This is a genomic window from Kytococcus sedentarius (genome assembly GCF_041937525.1).
In the GTDB taxonomy this organism is placed as follows: Bacteria; Actinomycetota; Actinomycetes; order Actinomycetales; family Dermatophilaceae; genus Kytococcus; species Kytococcus sedentarius_A.
This window is the reverse complement of sequence record NZ_CP169391.1, coordinates 2205721-2222285: the sequence shown is the minus strand read 5'-3', so window position 1 is coordinate 2222285 and position 16565 is coordinate 2205721. Positions and strand designations below refer to the sequence as shown.

The window sequence follows — 16565 nt, the reverse complement described above, 5'->3', positions numbered from 1 at the left end:
TGGCCACCCGGGGCCCTGCCCTACCCTCTACCGCTTCAGCTCCAGCCCCAGGAGGCAGCATGGACGTCCACCCGGTGGACCTGGCCATCATCGCGGCCTACTTCGTCGCGATGATCGGCATCGGCATCTACTCGGTGCGCATGGCGCGCAGCCGCGAGGACTACCTGGTGGCCGGACGACGCCTGAAGCTGCCCCTGTACTTCGGCTGCATCGCCGCCCTGGCCGTCGGCGGAGCGGTCACCGTCGGCGGCACGCAGAAGGGCTACGAGACGGGCGTCGCGGGCCTGTGGGTCGGCGGATCGCTGGGCATGGGCCTGGTGGTGCTGGGCATGCTCGTCTCGTCCAAGCTCAACCGCCTGCGCGCCCTGTCCATCAACGAGGTCATCGAGCGCAACTACGGCACCACCGCACGGGTCTTCGGCGCCCTCCTCACCATCATCTACACCGTCGCGCTGACCGTGGTGCAGGTGGTGGCCATGGGCTCCATCGCCGCCGGCCTGTTCGACATGGACAAGACCTGGGCCATGGTGATGTCCGGTGCCGTGGTGGTGTTCTACACCTTCCTGGGCGGCATGTGGTCGGTGACGCTGACCGACCTGGTGCAGTTCATCATCAAGACCCTCGGCGTCATGGTGCTGGTGCCGGTCTTCGTGCTCACCGACGACCGCATCGGTGGCTGGGACGGCCTGTGGTCCGCGGTGCCGGAGAGCCACACGGACTTCTTCGCGTACGGCTTCGACGGCAGCCTGTACTGGGTGCTCCTGTACGTGCCGGGACTGGTGATCGGCCAGGACGTGTGGCAGCGCGTGTTCACCGCCAAGGACTCCACCACCGCCCGCACCGGCACCATCGCAGCCGGCCTCTACTCGATGCTGTACGCCTTCGGTGGCGTGATGCTGGGCCTGGCGGTGCTCGCCGTGGGCATCCAGCTGGACGACCCCGCGCTGGCCTTCGAGACCGGCGTGGCCGAGTTCGTTCCCACCGGTGCCGCCGGCCTGCTGCTGGCCGCAGCCCTGGCGGCCTCGATGTCGGTGGCCTCCGGCACCATCCTCGCCTGCTCCACAGTGGTCTACAACGACCTGTACCTGCGCTTCGTCAGGGGTGTCCGGGACGCCGAGCTGGAGGGTGAGGACATCACGCTGGGGGTCCGCGTGGAGGACGATGCACCCGTCGCCGGCACCCGCGAGGTGTGGGTGAACCGTTGCATCGCGCTGGTCATCGGCGTGCTCATCGTGGGCCTCTCGGTCATGATCGACGACATCTTCAAGGCGCTCGACCTCGCCTACGGTTTCCTCTCCGGTGCCGTGTTCATCCCGGTGATCGCGAGCTTCCTGCTCCAGCGCGTCAGCCCGCGCGCCGGCCTGGTCACGCTGGGGGTCTCGGCCCTCGTCGTGGCCGGCACGATGGCCTACGGCGAGTCGACCGGCCAGGCGGAGTACGCCATCGGGGGCAACTGGCCCATCACCTTCGGCATCGGAGTCGGGTTCGTGGTCTACACGCTCATCCACCTGACCGACCGCCACAAGGTGGTGCCGAACACCCGCATCGAGGACGGTGCGGCCGACCTGCCCGCCGCTGACCCCGCCCCGGTCCGATGACGGACGCGCGCCCCGGCCTGCACCGCCCCTTCGCACGGCGGGAGACGGAGTTCCGCCCCTCCCCGGTGCGGGCCGTCTTCGAGCTGGCCATGGACCCCGCGTACGTCTCGCTGGCCGGGGGCAACCCGGACACCGGGCTGCTGCCGACCGCGGAGGTCGCCGATCTCTCCGCCCAGCTGCTGCGCGAGCGCGGTGCGGAGATCCTGCAGTACGGCTCGGGTGCCGGCGCCGACGCGCTGCGCGAGGCCGTGGTGCACCTGATGGCGCAGACCGGCTCTGCGGTGTCCGGGGCCGACGTGCTGGCCACCACCGGCTCGCAGATGGGACTGGACCTGGTGACCAAGCTGTTCTGCGACCCCGGTGACGTGGTGATTGCCGAGGGGCCCACCTACGTGGGCGCCATGGGGGTGTTCGGCAGCTATGAGGTGGACCTGCGCCAGGTGCCCGTGGACGACGCCGGCATGGACCCCGACCAGCTCGCCGGGGTGCTCGATGCGGAGCGCGCCGCCGGGCGGACCGTGCGGTTCGTGTACGTCATCCCCCACCACCAGAACCCCAGCGGGGTGACCCTCACCGCCGAGCGACGCCGCCGGGTGGTGGAGGTGTGCGCCGCGCGGGACGTGCTGGTGCTGGAGGACGACCCCTACGCCTTCGTGGGATTCCCCGGGAACGACCCCCTGCCATCCCTGCACTCGCTGCACCCCGAGGGCGTGGTGCACCTGGGCAGCATGAGCAAGCTCTTCGCGCCCGGGCTGCGGGTGGGGTGGATCGTGGCGCCGCCCGAGCTGAGGGCCCGCCTGCAGCTGGCCGGCGAGGCGGTGGACATCCACCCGTCCGCCCTGTCCCAGGAGGTGGCTGCGGCATGGGTGACCGGCCCCCGGTGGCGTCCGGTGCTGGACGCCCAGCGCGCGGTGTATGCCGAGCGGTGCCGCGTGCTGCTGGACGCGCTGGGCAGGGAGATGCCACCCGGGGTCCACTGGACCGAGCCGTCCGGCGGGTTCTTCACCTGGCTCACCCTGCCCGGCGTGCCGCCCGGGACCGACCTGCTGGGCGCGGCCATCGAGCAGCGGCTGGTGCTGGTGCCCGGTGACGCCTGCTTCGTGGACCCGCCGCCCACCCGGCACGTGCGGCTGGCCTTCTCCAGCGGGAGCGATGCGGACCTCATCGAGGGGGCTCGTCGTCTCGGCGCGATGGTGCGGGCCGTCCAGGCCTGAGGCGGGCGTCGCGGCCCGAGGTGGGCCGTCGACGGGTCAGGCCAGGCGGGCCCAGACCTCGTCATCGAACCACGTGCCCTCACGGCTCCACACCACCTGGCGCAGCACGCCCTCGCGGGTGAAGCCGAGGTCCGCCAGCAGCCGCGAGGACGGCCGCGCGCCGGTGAAGACCCGCGCCTCGATGCGGTGGAGCCCCCACCGCTCGAAGCCCGCCTGCACCACGGCCCCCACGGCCTCCCGGGCCAGTCCCTTCCCGTGGTGGTCGGGGTGCAGGGCGTAGCCGAGACTCGCGACGTGGGCCGGCGTGCTGGCGCCGTCCAACGCGTCCGCCGGACGCGCACGCAGCATCACGTCACCCACCAGGACGCCGTCGGCGTGGATGCCGAGCCGGCCGCGCCCTTCGGCGTGGGAGTCGGTGACCCACTCCCGTGCCTGGTCGAGATCTGTCCACGCCGCGTGCCCCAGGTAGCGGCACACCTCCGGCTGCGACCGGTAGGCGAACACCGCCTCGGCGTCAGCGGGCGTCAGCGGTTCGATGCGGCAGCGCTCGGTGGTCAGGGTGAGCGGCGCGGGGAGGTCCATGCGCCGCACGGTAGCCGGGCGGCGGACCGCGAGGCCTGAAGCCAGGTCAGCCGCGGCGCAGCGGCAACGGGCAGGCCTCTGCCACCTCGGCCACGACCACGGGGTCGGTGGGCAGCGGCGGGTGCTCCCCCGCATCGACCTGTGAGCCGGTGAGCGCGGGGTGACGCTCCAGGGCCTCCATCTCCTCGGCCTCGAAGACCCGCGAGCGCGTCAGCAGCCGCTCGCCCTCGGGGGCGTCGAGGCTGAATCCCGACCCGCGGCCCGGCACGGCGTCGATCACCAGCTGGGTGTGCTGCCAGGCGGAGAACTGCGGGCCGGAGATCCACACCGGCACCGCGTCGTCGCCCTCCGGGGGCGCGGTGGGCACCTGACCCACCGCGGCCCCGAGGTCGAGCACGCCCAGCTGCACGTCCCGCTGGCCCACGCGGAACTCCCCCTCGCGGTAGCACATCGGGGCCGACCCGTCACAGCACCCGCCGGACTGGTGCAGCATCAACCCGCCGTGCCGGTCGCGGAGCCGGCGCAGCAGGTCCAGTCCGGCGGGCAGGGCGATCACCCGCGGCGGGACGTGCCCACCGAGGGTGCTCGGGCGTGGGGTGTCAACCACTCAGAACAGCCCCGCCGGGTCGTCGGAGTAGCTCACCAGCAGGTTCTTGGTCTGCTGGTAGTGGTCGAGCATCATCAGGTGGTTCTCCCGCCCGATGCCGGACTGCTTGTAGCCACCGAAGGCCGCGTGGGCCGGGTACTGGTGGTAGCAGTTCGTCCACACGCGGCCGGCCTGGATGGCGCGGCCCGCCTTGTAGGCGGTGGCACCGTTGCGGCTCCAGACACCGGCACCGAGGCCGTACAACGTGTCGTTGGCGATCCGCATCGCGTCGTCGAAGTCCTTGAAGGTGGTCACCGCAAGGACCGGACCGAAGATCTCCTCCTGGAAGATCCGCATCGTGTTGTCGCCGCGGAAGATGGTGGGCTCCACGTAGAAACCGCCGTCCAGACCCTCCACCGATGCGGGCGAGCCGCCGGTGAGCACCTCGGCACCCTCCTGCTTGCCGATGTCCAGGTAGCTGGTGATCTTCTCGAACTGGTCGCTGGAGGCCTGGGCGCCGATCATGGTGTCGGTGTCCAGCGGGTTGCCGCGCTGGATCTTCTTCACCCGGGCCACCGCGAGGTCCAGGAACTCGTCGGCGATGTCCTCCTGCACCAGGGCACGCGAGGGGCAGGTGCACACCTCACCGGAGTTCAGCGCGAACATCGAGAAGCCCTCCAGCGCCTTCTGGCGGTAGGAGTCGTCGGCGTCCATCACGTCGCTGAAGAACACGTTGGGCGACTTGCCACCCAGCTCCAGGGTCACCGGAATGAGGTTCTCGCTGGCGTACTGCATGATCAGCCGGCCGGTGGTGGTCTCACCGGTGAACGCGACCTTGCGGATGCGCGGGTTGGACGCCAGCGCCTTGCCGGCCTCGGCACCGAAGCCGTTCACCACGTTCACCACGCCGTCGGGCAACAGGTCGGCGATCAGCTCCATCAGGAACAGGATGGAGGCCGGCGTCTGCTCGGCGGGCTTGAGCACCACGCAGTTGCCGGCGGCCAGGGCCGGGGCGAGCTTCCACGTGGCCATGAGGAGGGGGAAGTTCCACGGGATGATCTGGCCGACCACCCCCAGCGGCTCGTGGAAGTGGTAGGCGACCGTGTCCTCATCGAGCTGGGAGAGGGTTCCCTCCTGCGCACGGATGACACCCGCGAAGTAGCGGAAGTGGTCGATGGCCAGCGGGATGTCGGCCGCCAGGCACTCGCGCACCGGTTTGCCGTTCTCCCAGGTCTCCGCGACGGCGAGCTGCTCCAGCTTCTCCTCCATGCGGTCGGCGATCCTGTTGAGGATGATCGACCGCTCGGTCACCGTGGTGCGGTTCCAGGTCTCGGCGGCCTTCCACGCCGCATCGAGGGCCTTCTCCACGTCCCCCTCACCGGAGCGGGCCACCTTGGTGAAGACCTGGCCGTCGACGGGGCTGGGGTCGTCGAAGTACTCACCGCTCACGGGCGGGACCCACTGCCCCCCGATGAAGTTGTCGTACTGGTCGCGATAGGTCATGACCGACCCGTCGGACCCCGGCTTGGCGTACTGCGTCATGACGACCTCCTGAAAGGGTGTGGTGTGCGTCACAGACAGCGTAGGCGTCCGCCGGGGTCCTGACCAGAGGGCTCAGCTCACCAAGCGCCCTTGCCGCCCGGGGGCACCTGGCGCCAGGCGGCCAGCGTCTCGGGGTCCTGGGCGTCCAGGAAGTCCACCAGCTCCTTGAAGGAGACGCAGTGCACCTCCTCCCGCACGCACTGCTCCCGGGTGAAGCGCTCCATGGCATCCAGGTAGGTGCCGTCGTCCCAGGCCGCCAGGTGGTTGCCCAGGATCAGCGGCGCCCGGTTGCCCTCCAGGGCCTTCTCCAGCTCACGGTCGTAGGTCGCCTGCATCACCCGGCCGCGCTCGGCGTTGGACATGTCCGGGGCCCACGTGTTGAAGGCCGCGAACCAGTTGTAGTCCATGGCCGGGACGATGCGCTCCTCCATGCCCTTGATGTGCACCGAGGGCATGGGGATGTTCCAGATGCCGTTCGCCTTGGCCGGCCAGCGCACCACGTCGAGGCTGGAGGAGTCGTAGGTCCAGCCGTCCTCGGCAGCAGCCTTCTGGGCGTTCTCGACACCCTCCAGACAGGGGGTGCGCCCACCCTCGACGCTCCGTGCCAGACCCTTGGGCAGGGCCGTCCCACCCTCGATGGGGGTCTTGCCCTCCCACCGCTCGACGAACTCGTACCACTCGTCCATCTCCTGGTGCCACTCGGCGACCGACCAGTCGTTGCCACCCTTGGGGCCGCAGAAGTGGCCGTTGTAGTGGGTGCCGATCTCGTGGCCCGCCTCGTGGGCGGCGGCCAGCTCGCGGGTGGTGTCGATGACCATCTGCTCGGTCCGCGGCTTGATGTGCTGCATGCCCTTGGGGTGCTTCGGCGGGTCGTACATCTCCGCCACCTCCGGCCCGGTGGCCAGGAACGGCCCGGACAGGAAGAAGGTCATCGTCGCGTCGGACTCGTCGGCCGCCGTGCGGAAACGCGAGACACCCTTCTCCAGCGGGGTCTCGCCCGAGCCGTCCCAGGAGATGACCACGAACTGCGGCGGCGCCTCACCGGCGGGGACCTTCTTGGCCCACGCGCTGGCACCCTCGGAGCCCTCGCCCCCACCGTCAACGGTCTCACTGGCCTCCTCGGAGGGCTCGGGCGCACTGGACTCGCCCGCGTCATCCGACGGCGCACTGGACTCGCCGGACGGCTCACCCGACTCGCTGGTCTCGTCCGACGGCGCACTGGACTCGCCGCCCGACTCCCCCGACTCCCCCGAGGACGCCGACTCCCCACTGCCCGATGCGGAGGCGTCGCCCTCCGAGGACGCATCGCCCTCGGACGACGCGTCACCCTCGGAGCTCGGGTCCTGCCCCTCAGGGGACCCCTCCTCGGACGACGTGCTGGTGGAGGCGGGACTGGACGTCTCCTGCTCCCCCTCATCGGACCCCCCGCTGCACGCGGTCACCCCCAGCGCCAGACAGGCAGTCAGTGCGGCCCCCTGTGCCATCCGCCGCGTTCCCCGAACTCCTCGAACCGCTGGGCGCATGGGCGCCCTCCCTCCGTGTGCGTCCTGGGCGACCCGGCCTGGACCGCCCCTGTGCTGGGGACCCGTCGTCCCCCGCCTGCACCGTACCGAAGCCCAGCCAGTGGTCCGCACCACCCCAGCACCGCGGGGCACATCGTGAGTGCGCTGGCACACAGGGCAACTCGCGCCGGGAGTGCTGTGGCGGGGTCACCGGCGGAGGGGCCAGCGGGAGTTGCTGATTCACACCCGCCCCCCGGGGCCGGCACCACAGCATCTACCGTGACCCACACCACAGAGAGGAAGCGCCGATGCCCCAGCCGACGGGTCACGACCCCCGCACCGCCGCCGTCCACGCCGGACGCCACGACCTCACCGCGATGGGGGTGCACGCTGCCCCCATCGACCTGTCCAGCACGTCCCCCTTGCCGGACGTCGAGACGGGGGGCGAGGCGTACGAGCAGCTCGCCACCGGTGGGCGCCCCGTCGAGGGGCAGTCGTTCGTCTACCAGCGGCTGTGGAACCCGACCGTGGCGCGCTTCGAGGACGCCCTGGCCGAGCTTGAGCACACCGACGAGGCGGTGGCCTTCGCGTCCGGCATGGCGGCCGTGACTGCATCGTTGCTGGCCTGCGTGGCCGCGGGCACGCCGCACGTGGTGGCGGTGCGGCCGCTCTACGGCGGCACCGACCACCTCCTGGGCACCGGGCTGCTGGGCACCGAGGTGAGCTGGGTGGAGGCCGACGGCATTGCGTCGGCCATCACCGACCGCACCGGCCTGGTGGTGGTGGAGACGCCGGCCAACCCCACGCTGGAGCTGCTGGACCTGCAGGCCATCGTGGCCGCGGCCGGGGACGTGCCGGTGCTGGTGGACAACACCTTCGCCACCCCGGTGCTGCAGAACCCCGCCGACCACGGGGTGGCACTGGTGCTGCACTCGCTGACCAAGGCCATCGGCGGTCACGGTGACCTGTTGGGTGGGGCCGTGGCCTGCACGTCGGAGTGGGCCGTGCGCCTGCGGCAGGTGCGCGCCGTGACCGGAGGTCTGATGGCCCCGCAGGCGGCCTACACCGCGCACCGCGGGCTGCAGACCCTCGCCGTGCGCGTGGAGGCCGCCACCCGCACCGCCGGGGAGGTGGCGCGGTGGCTGGCCGACCGCCCGGAGGTGGCCGCGGTGCACTACCCGGGCCTGGCCACCGGGGCCGATGCGGAGCTGGTCGCCCGCCAGATGCGTGGCGCCGGCTCGATGCTGGCGATCCGTCTGGCCGGCGGCTACGCGGCGGCATCAACCGTGGCGCAGTCGTGCCGGATGATCGTGCACGCGGTGAGCCTGGGCGGCGTGGACACTTTGATCCAGCACCCCGCCGCCCTGACCCACCGTCCCGTGCCGGCCGACGCCCGTCCTGCCGCGGACGTGCTGCGGCTGTCGGTCGGGCTGGAATCGGCCGAGGCGATCATCGCCGACCTGGAGCAGGCACTGGCTCAGCTCTCCTGACGGTCCGCGTTGGCCGCGTGCGCGTCACGCGCGTACTCGGCAAGGCCGGGGGCCACGTCCTCGTAGGTCTTGCGGAAGCGCTCGTCGGCCACGTACATCTCGCCGAGGCCGCGGTGGATCTCCGGCGTGCAGTCGTAGAACCACTCGATGATGTGCTGCCGGTGGGCCTCCGCGGCATCCATGGCGCGCTCGCCGGTGGCCGGCTCGCCGGCATCCATCGCGGCGGCGAGGTCGCGCAGGAGCTGGTCGGACTCAGCCTTGACCTTCTCCCAGTCGGCCTTGGAGTACTTGGCCACGCGCTGCTGGGACTGGTCCCACTGAGGGGTGTCACCCCATCGCTGCTCGGCCTCGGCCTGGTAGTCGTCGAAGTTGTCCCCGTAGCCCTCGCCGAAGATCTCGCGGATCTCGTCGTGGTTGATGCGGTAGCCGTGGGGCGTGGTGTTGTCGCTGTTCATCTCGGCCTCCAGAGCCGTGTCGATGGCGCCGAGCACCCCGGTGAGCTGCTCGACCTGACGCATGACCTCCTCGCGACGTTCCCGCAGTCGGGTGGCGACGTCGCCCCCATCGGACACCTGGGTGATGTCCTCGAGGGAGAGGCCCAGGCGGCGCAGGAAGACGACGCGCTCCAGGCGGGCCAGGTCCTCCGGCGAGTAGAGGCGGTAGCCGGCGGAGGAACGGTGCGACGCACCGGCCACGCCGACGGCCTCGTAGTGGTGCAGGGTGCGCACCGTCACGCCCAGGGACTCAGCCACCTGGCCGACCGTCAGGTCGTTGTGGTTGGTCATGGCACCCATGTCACCGCCTCACGTCGCGTGAGGGTCAAGTGTGGCCGATGCGGTGGGCGGCGCCCCCTGCACGACGTCACGGTCCTCCGGTGCGAGCGCAGCCCGCCTGCGTTCCAGGTGTCGGAGCTCAGCGTGGTTGTGGCACAGGGACACTGCGTTGTCCAGGGCCGCCAGGGCCTGGCGGACACGACCGGAACGGGCCAGCAGCTCCGCCCGGACCGCAGGCAGCCGGTGGTTGCGCGGGAGGTGCTCGTCCAAGTCCTCCAGCAGGGCGAGGCCGGCACGGGGCCCCTCTGCCTCCGCCACTGCCACGGCGCGGTTCAGGCGCACCACCGGGCTGCCCGTGAGGAGCTCCAGCCGCCGGTAGCGCTCGGCGATGGCCGGCCAGTCGGTCGCACCGGGTGCCGGGGCGGTGGCGTGCAGCGCCGCGATCTGCGCCTGCAGCACCAGCTCCGCGCCGAAGGGGCTCCCGGGCGGCGGCCCCTGCAGCAGGCCGAGCCCCGCCGCGATCTCGTCGCCGTGCCACAGGGAGCGGTCCTGGTCCCCGAGCAGCACCAGGTCTCCCGCGGCATCGACCCGGGCATCCCTGCGGGCATGGTGCAGGAGCAGCAGGGCGAGGAGGGCACGGGCGGTCGGGTCTGCCGGCGCGGCCTCGTGCAGGATCCGGGCGAGCCGGACGGCTTCCCCCGCGAGCTCCACCCGCAGCAGGTCCTCCCCCTCACCCGGGGCGTACCCGGCACTGAAGGCCAGGTGGACGGCCCGGGCTGCCGCCTCGAGCCGCTCCGGCAGCCCGCCCGCATCGGGTAGGGCCAGCGGGATGGCCGAGGTGAGGATGCGGCGCTTGGCCCGGGTGATGCGGGCCGCCATCGTCGTCTCCTGCACGAGGAAGAGGCGTGCCACCTCGGCGGTGGAGACGCCCAGCCCGAGGCGTAGGGCCAGCGCCGCCTGGTGCTCGGGCGCCAGCGCCGGGTGGCAGCACAGGAGCACCAGGGCCAGGCGCTCGTCGGGCAGGTCGCCGTCGAGGGCCTCGTCCTCCGCCGGGCGTTCTCGGCACCGCTGGGCCAGCGACTCCTCCAAAGCCAGCAGGGGGAGCTTGCGCCCCTCGGTGGCGCGGCGTCGCTGGAGGTCGACGAGCCGGCGGCGGGCCACGGTGAACAGCCACGCGGCCGGCTCCTGTGGCGTTCCCTGCGCGGGCCACGTGCGCACCGCCGCCTCCACCGCATCGGCAAGCGCGTCCTCCGCGAGGTCCAGATCGCGGCAGCGGGCCACGAGGATCGCCAGGAGGCGACCCCAGTGGTCCCTGCACGCCGCTTCGACGGGGTCCATCACACGTCGGCCGTCGGGCGGATCTCCATCACGTAGGTGGGCATGATCTCCAGCAGCTGGACGAGGGTGTCCAGGTCGGGCGCATCGATGAGGTAGAAGCCGCCGATCTGCTCCACCGACTCCGCGAACGAGCCCTCGGTCAGCACGGTGCGCCCGTCATGGCGGCGGAACACGGTGGCGTCCTCGCCGTCGGCCAGTGCCTCGCCGGCGACGATCGTCACTGTGGGGTGCTCGGCGACGGCGCGATCGAACTCCTCGTGCTGGGCCATCACCGCAGCCTGTTCGGCGTCGTCGAAGTCACCCCATCCGTCCTTCGCGGGGTCGGCGTAGTCCACGAGCAGGACCAGGTAGCGGGTGAGGTCGGTGTCGGTCATGGCTGGCTCCTTCGGGGGAACGGGTCTGTCGCCATCATGACGATCGAGGGGCCCGACTTTCGACAGGTCCGTGCAGGCTGGGTGGGCACGGCGCAGCCTCCGTCCCCGCTCGGGGCGTTCATGCCGGTGAAAACCGGTGGCGCTCCCCGGTGGTAGCCGCTTGCATGAGGACATGCTGAACCAGACCGAGACCGCAGCCCGCGCCGCCCTGGACGCACTGCCCGGGTTGACCTGGGCACCCTTCGAGCGCGAGGACGCACCGGAGCTGAACGGCCTGTTCGCCGTCACCCGCGAGCACGACCGCGACCCGGAGCGCTGGTCGGAGGCTGAGCTGCTGGAGTTCTGGGACGCGGAACGCTCCCGCCCCGCCGAGGACGTGCTCCTGGCCCGCGACGAGGGCGGCCGGATGGTGGCGGTCGCGTGGAGCGGGCTCAACCGGGCAGTGACCGCCACGCGGAACGCCTTCCTGGGCGGAGCCGTGCACCCGGAGCTGCGGGGTCGCGGCATCGGGCGGATCGTCCTGGCATGGGAGCTGGCGCACGCGGCCGAATGGGACCGCGCCACCCGGGAGCCGGGTTTCGGGCCGCTGACGATGACGGCCTTCTGCCCCGTCGGACAGACGGACCTGCGGCACCTCGCCGAGCGTGCCGGGCTGCCGGTGGTGCGCTTCTTCCACGAGATGACCGCGCCCCTGGTGGACCTGCCGGAGCTGCGCGACGCCGAGGGGGAGCCGATCGCGGCGGTGGCTCCCCCCATCGAGGAGGCGCCGGAGGGCATTCGGCTGCTGGACTGGGACCCGGACCGCAGCGACGAGGTGCTCGCCCTGCGGAACGCCACCTTCGCCGAGCACTGGGGCAGCGTGGAGCAGACCCCCGGCATGTGGGCCGAGGTGACCCAGGGGTCGACCTTCCGCCCCGCGTGGTGCGTGCTCGCCGAGGACGAGACCAGCGGTGAGCTGGTCGGGTTCGCCACCGGCGGGGCCTACGAGCAGGACTGGGAGCCGCAGGGCTTCACCGAGGGGTACAGCGACCTGGTCGGGGTGCTGCCGAGCCACCGGGGTCGCGGTCTGGCCTCGGCGCTGCTGGGTGAGCAGCAACGGCGGTTCGCGGCTGACGGCCTGCAGGCGGCCGGGCTGGGCGTCGACACCGCGAACACCAGCAACGCCCTGCGGCTGTACGAGTCCCTGGGCTACCGGTCCACCTCGACCACCTGCGCCCACCGCCTGGAGCTCCCGGAGGGTGCCCCGCCAGTGGCGTGAACCACCGACGGCGCAGCTCCCACCAACGCGCCACGGCCACTGGACCGGGGATCCGGCTCCCCCTAGCCTCGAGGCAGAGGTCGACATGGGGTGCGCACCCCGGGAAGGCAGGTGGGTCGTGGACGTGAGCCGCATCCTGCTCTTCATGCTCCTGGCACCGGTGGTGGTCTTCGCCATCAAGGCACTGCTGGCCTTCGCGATCCGCCGCCCCGCTGACCGGGCCACCCGCGAGGAGTCCCGGGAGTTCGTGCGCCAGGGCCAGCTCGACGACGTGAGCATCCCCGACCCGGACGAGGCGACCTTCGAGGCGTTCCACCAGTACCGCATCCGCCGCGGCAACGTGCCCCTGCCGGACGGCCGCCCCTTCGGGTACCGCAACTGGCTGGAGCTCTACCGGGTGGTGCCCCTGACGGTGGACGGACGCCAGGCAGCCCACGACACACCCCCGTACGCAGGGCTGCCCCAGGCCGAAGACGACCCGCTCCCCCGACCTGCCCGGGACAACGGGGGCTGGGGTGGCAGCGGCTTGCGCTGATCCGCCTCCGGACTGTCCATGCGGGCGCCGCTGAGGTCGACCCCTCCCACGCCCCGCAGAGCATGGGCAACGGCCCTGACTCAGCCGGTCACGAGGTCCGCGGGGGACGACCACCCCAGGGCCCGCTGCGCCTTCTGGTCGAACGACGCCACGACCTCGCAGCCGGCCTGCTGCGCCGAGGCGTCGATGAGGGCGTCGGCGAAGTCAGCCCCCTCCCGCGCCGCCCGCAGAGCGTGAGCAACGGCCCGCGGGTTCTCGCTGAGGACCTCGTCGCGGCCGGCGAGCTCCTCGAACACCTCGAGCACCTCATCCGGCGCGATGCCGTAGGCCCGGTGCAGGACCCAGTAGCTCTCCACCCACACCACCAACGACACGAAGGCGGGAGCGGCAGGAGTCACGGCGGTTGCCAGCTCGCGCGCCAGGCCGGACTGCTCCTCGTCGTCATCCACCAGCAGGCGCACGAGCACGGTGGTGTCGAGGCCGATCACTGGGCCGTCCCCGCCCCGGCCGCCCCAGTCTCGACTGCGCCCACCTCGGCCGCCCCGGCGGCGATCGCCTCGTCCATCTGCTCGAGGGACACCCGCGGGCCCTGCCGTCGCAGACGCCCCGCCATCCCGGCCAGCGAGTCCGCATCACGCACCGCCCGGACCAGGTAGGCACCGTCCGCCGCCGCCTCGAACACCAGCCGTGACCCGGTGGTCAGGTGCAGGGCGTCCCGCACCTCCTTGGGCACGGTCACCTGCCCCTTGCTGGTCATCGTTGCTCCCACCATGGCACACCTCCTTACCCCAGAGTAAGGAGGTGTGGGTCGGGGGTCAATGCCTCCCGTCAGCCCAGGGCAGGTTGCCGGGAGGCGGCCATGGCGGCGTCAGGCCTTCTTGCGGGACCCCGCCTTCACGGTGCGCTGGGTGGTCGCCGCCGGCTTCTTGGCCGCCGTGCTCCTGCGCGTCGTGCCCGAGCTCTTCCGGACCGGCTTCTTCTTCGGCCCCTCGGCCCGCTTCTGCGCGAGCATCTCGAAGGCCTGCAGCTCCGAGACGTCCTCGGGACGCATGGAGCGCGGCACGGTCACGTTGGTCTCACCATCGGTGATGTACGGCCCGAACCGGCCGTCCTTGATGACCACCTTCTTCTCCGACACCGGGTCCTCACCGAACTCGGCCAGCGGCGGGTTGGCCGCCGAGCGCCCACGCCGCTTGGGCTCGGAGTAGATCTTCAGCGCCTCCTCGAGGGTCACCTCGAAGATCTGCTCCTCGCTGGCCAGCGAGCGCGAGTCCGTGCCCTTCTTCAGGTACGGCCCGTAGCGGCCGTTCTGCGCGGTGATCTCCGCACCACTCTCGGGGTCCGTGCCCACCACGCGCGGCAGCGACAGGATCTTCAGCGCGTCCTCGAGCGTCACGGTCCGCACGTCCATGGAGGCCAGCAGCGAACCCGTCCGCGGCTTCACCAGGTCCTTGCCGCGGCCGGTGGTCTTCTTGCCCTCGGCCTCGAAACGGGCGACGTCCTCGTCGGTGAACACCTCGGACACGTACGGCCCGTAGCGCCCGGTCTTGGCCACCACGTCGCGGCCCGTCTCCGGGTCCTGTCCCAGCACGCGCCCGTCGGAGGCGGCCTCGGACAGGTACTCACGCGCCATCGCGGGGGTCAGCTCGTCGGGCGCGATGTCGTCGGGGATGCTCGCGCGCAGCGGCTTGGCCTCCTCGACCTCACCCGCCGCGGCGCCCGTTCCGTCACCCGAACCCTGGGAAGCCGCCTCCGGCACCTCCCCGGTGGTCATGTCGGTGCCGGCCGGCGCGATCTCCTCCACGTACGGCCCGTACCGGCCCACGCGCACCACGATGCCGTCGCCGATGTCGATGGTGGAGACACCCTTGGCGTCGATCTCCCCCAGGTCCTCCACCAGCGAGCGCAGCCCGGTGGCCGACGACGCCTCATCACCGAAGTAGAAGCGCTGCAGCCACACCACGCGGTCCTCCTCCCCGGCGGCGATGGCGTCGAGCCCCTCCTCCATGGACGCGGTGAAGTCGTAGTCCACCAACGTGGGGAAGTGCTTCTCCAGCAGCGTGGTCACGGCGAACGCCAGCCAGGTGGGCACCAGCGCGTTGCCCTTGGTGCGCACGTAGCCCCGGTCCTGGATGGTGCCGACGGTGGCGGCGTAGGTGGACGGGCGACCGATGCCCTTCTCCTCCAGCGCCTTCACCAGCGTGGCCTCGGTGTAGCGCGGCGGCGGGGAGGTCTCGTGCCCCAGCGCCTCCACTCGCGATGCGGTGAGCTCCTGCCCCGCGCTCATCTTGGGCAGGCGCACCTCCTTGGCACCCTTGCCGGACCTGCCACCCTCACCCGCGGCGGCCTGGTCGCCGCCGCTGTAGCGCTCCGCATCGCGGCCCTCCTCGTACGCGGCGAGGAAGCCACGGAAGGTGATGACCGTGCCCGATGCGGTGAGCTCGGCCTGGCGCACCGGCGCACCACCGACCTGCACGCCGGACAGCGGCGCCCCGATGCGGACGGTCGCGGTGGAGCCCTTGGCGTCGGCCATCTGCGAGGCGACGGTGCGCTTCCAGATGAGCTCGTACATGGCGTACTCGCTGCCGCGCAGCTCACCGGCCACCTGGGCCGGGGTGCGGAAGGTGTCGCCGGCGGGGCGGATGGCCTCGTGGGCCTCCTGCGCACCCTTGGCCTTCTTGCCGTAGAAGCGCGGCGAGTCCGGCACGTAGTCCGCGCCGTACAGGTCGCGGGCCTGCTGGCGGGCCGCGGTCATGGCCGACTGCGACAGCGTGGTCGAGTCGGTACGCATGTAGGTGATGTAGCCGTTCTCGTACAGCCGCTGCGCCACCCGCATCGCGTCCTTGGAGCCCAGGCGCAGCTTGCGGCTGGCCTCCTGCTGCAACGTGGAGGTGATGAACGGCGCGGCCGGCTTGCGCGTGTAGGGCTTCTCGCTGACGTCGGTGACGGTGACGGTCGCTGCCTCGATGCCCTGCGCGACGGCCCGGGCGTCGGCCTCGGCCAGGTGGGTGACCTGCGCGCCCGACTTGAGCTGCCCCGCATCGGTGAAGTCACGGCCGGTGGCGACGCGCACCCCATCGAGGCCGGTGAGGCGGGCGGTGAACTGCTGGTCGCCGGCGGGGGCGAGGTCGGCCTCGACGTCCCAGTAGGAGGCGATGCGGAAGGCCATGCGGGCGCGCTCGCGCTCCACCACCAGGCGGGTGGCCACGGACTGCACGCGGCCGGCCGACAGGCCCTGCTTGACCTTGCGCCAGAGCACGGGCGAGACCTCGTAGCCGTAGAGACGGTCGAGGATGCGGCGGGACTCCTGGGCGTCGACCATGCGGTCGTCGAGGTCGCGGGTGGTGTTCACCGCGTGCTGGATGGCGTCCTTGGTGATCTCGTGGAAGACCATGCGCTTGACCGGCACCTTGGGCTTGAGCGCCTGCAGCAGGTGCCAGGCGATGGCTTCGCCCTCGCGGTCCTCATCGGTGGCGAGGTAGAGCTCGTCAGCCTCCTTGAGGGCCTTGCGGAGCTCGGTGACCTTCTTCTTCTTGTCCGGGTCCACCACGTAGTACGGGTCGAAGCCGTTGTCCACGTCGACGGCGAACTTGCCGTAGGGGCCCTTCTTCATGTCCGCGGGGAGCTCGGAGGGCGTGGGGAGGTCCCGGATGTGGCCGACGGAGGCCTCCACGCGGTACTCGTCCCCCAGGTACTGGCCGATGGACTTCACCTTGGTGGGTGACTCCACGATCACGAGCTTGCTGCCCTTGGCTGCCACGTGCGGACTCCTC

General features: G+C 71.6%; 15 protein-coding genes. 5 read left to right on the top strand and 10 right to left on the bottom strand.

Annotated elements, in window-relative coordinates:
- Positions 1-59: 59 nt before the first annotated feature.
- Both ACEY2A_RS10400 and ACEY2A_RS10395 read left to right on the top strand, forming a co-directional pair.
- Positions 60-1598: a sodium:solute symporter gene (locus ACEY2A_RS10400; RefSeq protein WP_374928508.1), complete on the top strand. Its 1539-nt coding sequence runs from the start codon at positions 60-62 to the stop codon at positions 1596-1598.
- Positions 1595-2812 carry a PLP-dependent aminotransferase family protein gene (locus ACEY2A_RS10395; protein ID WP_374928507.1) on the top strand — a complete coding sequence of 406 codons (1218 nt, stop codon included), beginning with the start codon at positions 1595-1597 and terminating at the stop codon, positions 2810-2812. Before ACEY2A_RS10400 ends, ACEY2A_RS10395 begins: the two co-directional genes overlap by 4 nt.
- Before the next feature lie 36 nt (positions 2813-2848).
- On the opposite strand, the gene ACEY2A_RS10390 is transcribed toward ACEY2A_RS10395, so the two are convergent.
- The 4 genes from ACEY2A_RS10390 to ACEY2A_RS10375 form a co-directional block, all read right to left on the bottom strand.
- Positions 2849-3394 carry a GNAT family N-acetyltransferase gene (locus tag ACEY2A_RS10390; protein WP_374928506.1) on the bottom strand — a complete coding sequence of 182 codons (546 nt, stop codon included), beginning with the start codon at positions 3392-3394 and terminating at the stop codon, positions 2849-2851.
- A 46-nt stretch (positions 3395-3440) separates the two neighbouring features.
- The gene (locus tag ACEY2A_RS10385; RefSeq protein WP_374928505.1) at positions 3441-4001 is read right to left on the bottom strand and encodes a DUF779 domain-containing protein; all 561 of its coding nucleotides are present in this window, start codon (positions 3999-4001) and stop codon (positions 3441-3443) included.
- Positions 4002-5522 carry an aldehyde dehydrogenase family protein gene (locus ACEY2A_RS10380; protein ID WP_374928504.1) on the bottom strand — a complete coding sequence of 507 codons (1521 nt, stop codon included), beginning with the start codon at positions 5520-5522 and terminating at the stop codon, positions 4002-4004.
- 77 nt (positions 5523-5599) lie between these two features.
- On the bottom strand, positions 5600-7006 hold the full coding sequence (locus ACEY2A_RS10375; protein ID WP_374928503.1) for a hypothetical protein: 1407 nt from the start codon (positions 7004-7006) through the stop codon (positions 5600-5602).
- 326 nt (positions 7007-7332) lie between these two features.
- Between ACEY2A_RS10375 and ACEY2A_RS10370 the strand changes: the two genes are divergently transcribed.
- Positions 7333-8514 (top strand): trans-sulfuration enzyme family protein, encoded by a 1182-nt coding sequence (locus ACEY2A_RS10370; RefSeq protein WP_374928502.1) that lies wholly within the window; start codon positions 7333-7335, stop codon positions 8512-8514.
- Here the strand turns inward: ACEY2A_RS10370 and ACEY2A_RS10365 are convergent.
- From ACEY2A_RS10365 to ACEY2A_RS10355, 3 genes are read right to left on the bottom strand one after another with little or no spacing between them, the layout of a single operon-like run.
- Complete coding sequence (locus ACEY2A_RS10365; protein ID WP_374928501.1) at positions 8502-9308, bottom strand: MerR family transcriptional regulator; 807 nt, start codon at positions 9306-9308, stop codon at positions 8502-8504. The two genes, ACEY2A_RS10370 and ACEY2A_RS10365, sit on opposite strands and share 13 nt — an antisense overlap.
- 9 nt (positions 9309-9317) lie before the next feature.
- Entirely contained in the window at positions 9318-10625 is a 1308-nt protein-coding gene (locus tag ACEY2A_RS10360; protein ID WP_374928500.1) for an RNA polymerase sigma factor, read from the bottom strand.
- A complete protein-coding gene (locus ACEY2A_RS10355; RefSeq protein ID WP_374928499.1) occupies positions 10625-10999 on the bottom strand; it encodes a YciI family protein in 375 nt (124 codons plus the stop codon). The genes ACEY2A_RS10360 and ACEY2A_RS10355 overlap by 1 nt, the downstream gene beginning before the upstream one ends.
- A gap of 172 nt (positions 11000-11171) precedes the next feature.
- Between ACEY2A_RS10355 and ACEY2A_RS10350 the strand changes: the two genes are divergently transcribed.
- Complete coding sequence (locus tag ACEY2A_RS10350) at positions 11172-12257, top strand: GNAT family N-acetyltransferase (protein ID WP_374928498.1); 1086 nt, start codon at positions 11172-11174, stop codon at positions 12255-12257.
- Positions 12258-12381: 124 nt separating this feature from the next.
- Complete coding sequence (locus ACEY2A_RS10345; protein WP_374928497.1) at positions 12382-12792, top strand: hypothetical protein; 411 nt, start codon at positions 12382-12384, stop codon at positions 12790-12792.
- Positions 12793-12872: 80 nt separating this feature from the next.
- Here the strand turns inward: ACEY2A_RS10345 and ACEY2A_RS10340 are convergent, their stop codons facing one another.
- From ACEY2A_RS10340 to topA, 3 genes are all read right to left on the bottom strand, one after another.
- A complete protein-coding gene (locus ACEY2A_RS10340; RefSeq protein WP_374928496.1) occupies positions 12873-13280 on the bottom strand; it encodes a PIN domain-containing protein in 408 nt (135 codons plus the stop codon).
- The gene (locus ACEY2A_RS10335) at positions 13277-13564 is read right to left on the bottom strand and encodes an AbrB/MazE/SpoVT family DNA-binding domain-containing protein (RefSeq protein ID WP_374928495.1); all 288 of its coding nucleotides are present in this window, start codon (positions 13562-13564) and stop codon (positions 13277-13279) included. The genes ACEY2A_RS10340 and ACEY2A_RS10335 overlap by 4 nt, the downstream gene beginning before the upstream one ends.
- 96 nt (positions 13565-13660) lie before the next feature.
- Positions 13661-16552, bottom strand: coding sequence for a type I DNA topoisomerase (topA, locus tag ACEY2A_RS10330; RefSeq protein ID WP_374928494.1), 2892 nt, complete (start codon positions 16550-16552; stop codon positions 13661-13663).
- Positions 16553-16565: the final 13 nt, after the last annotated feature.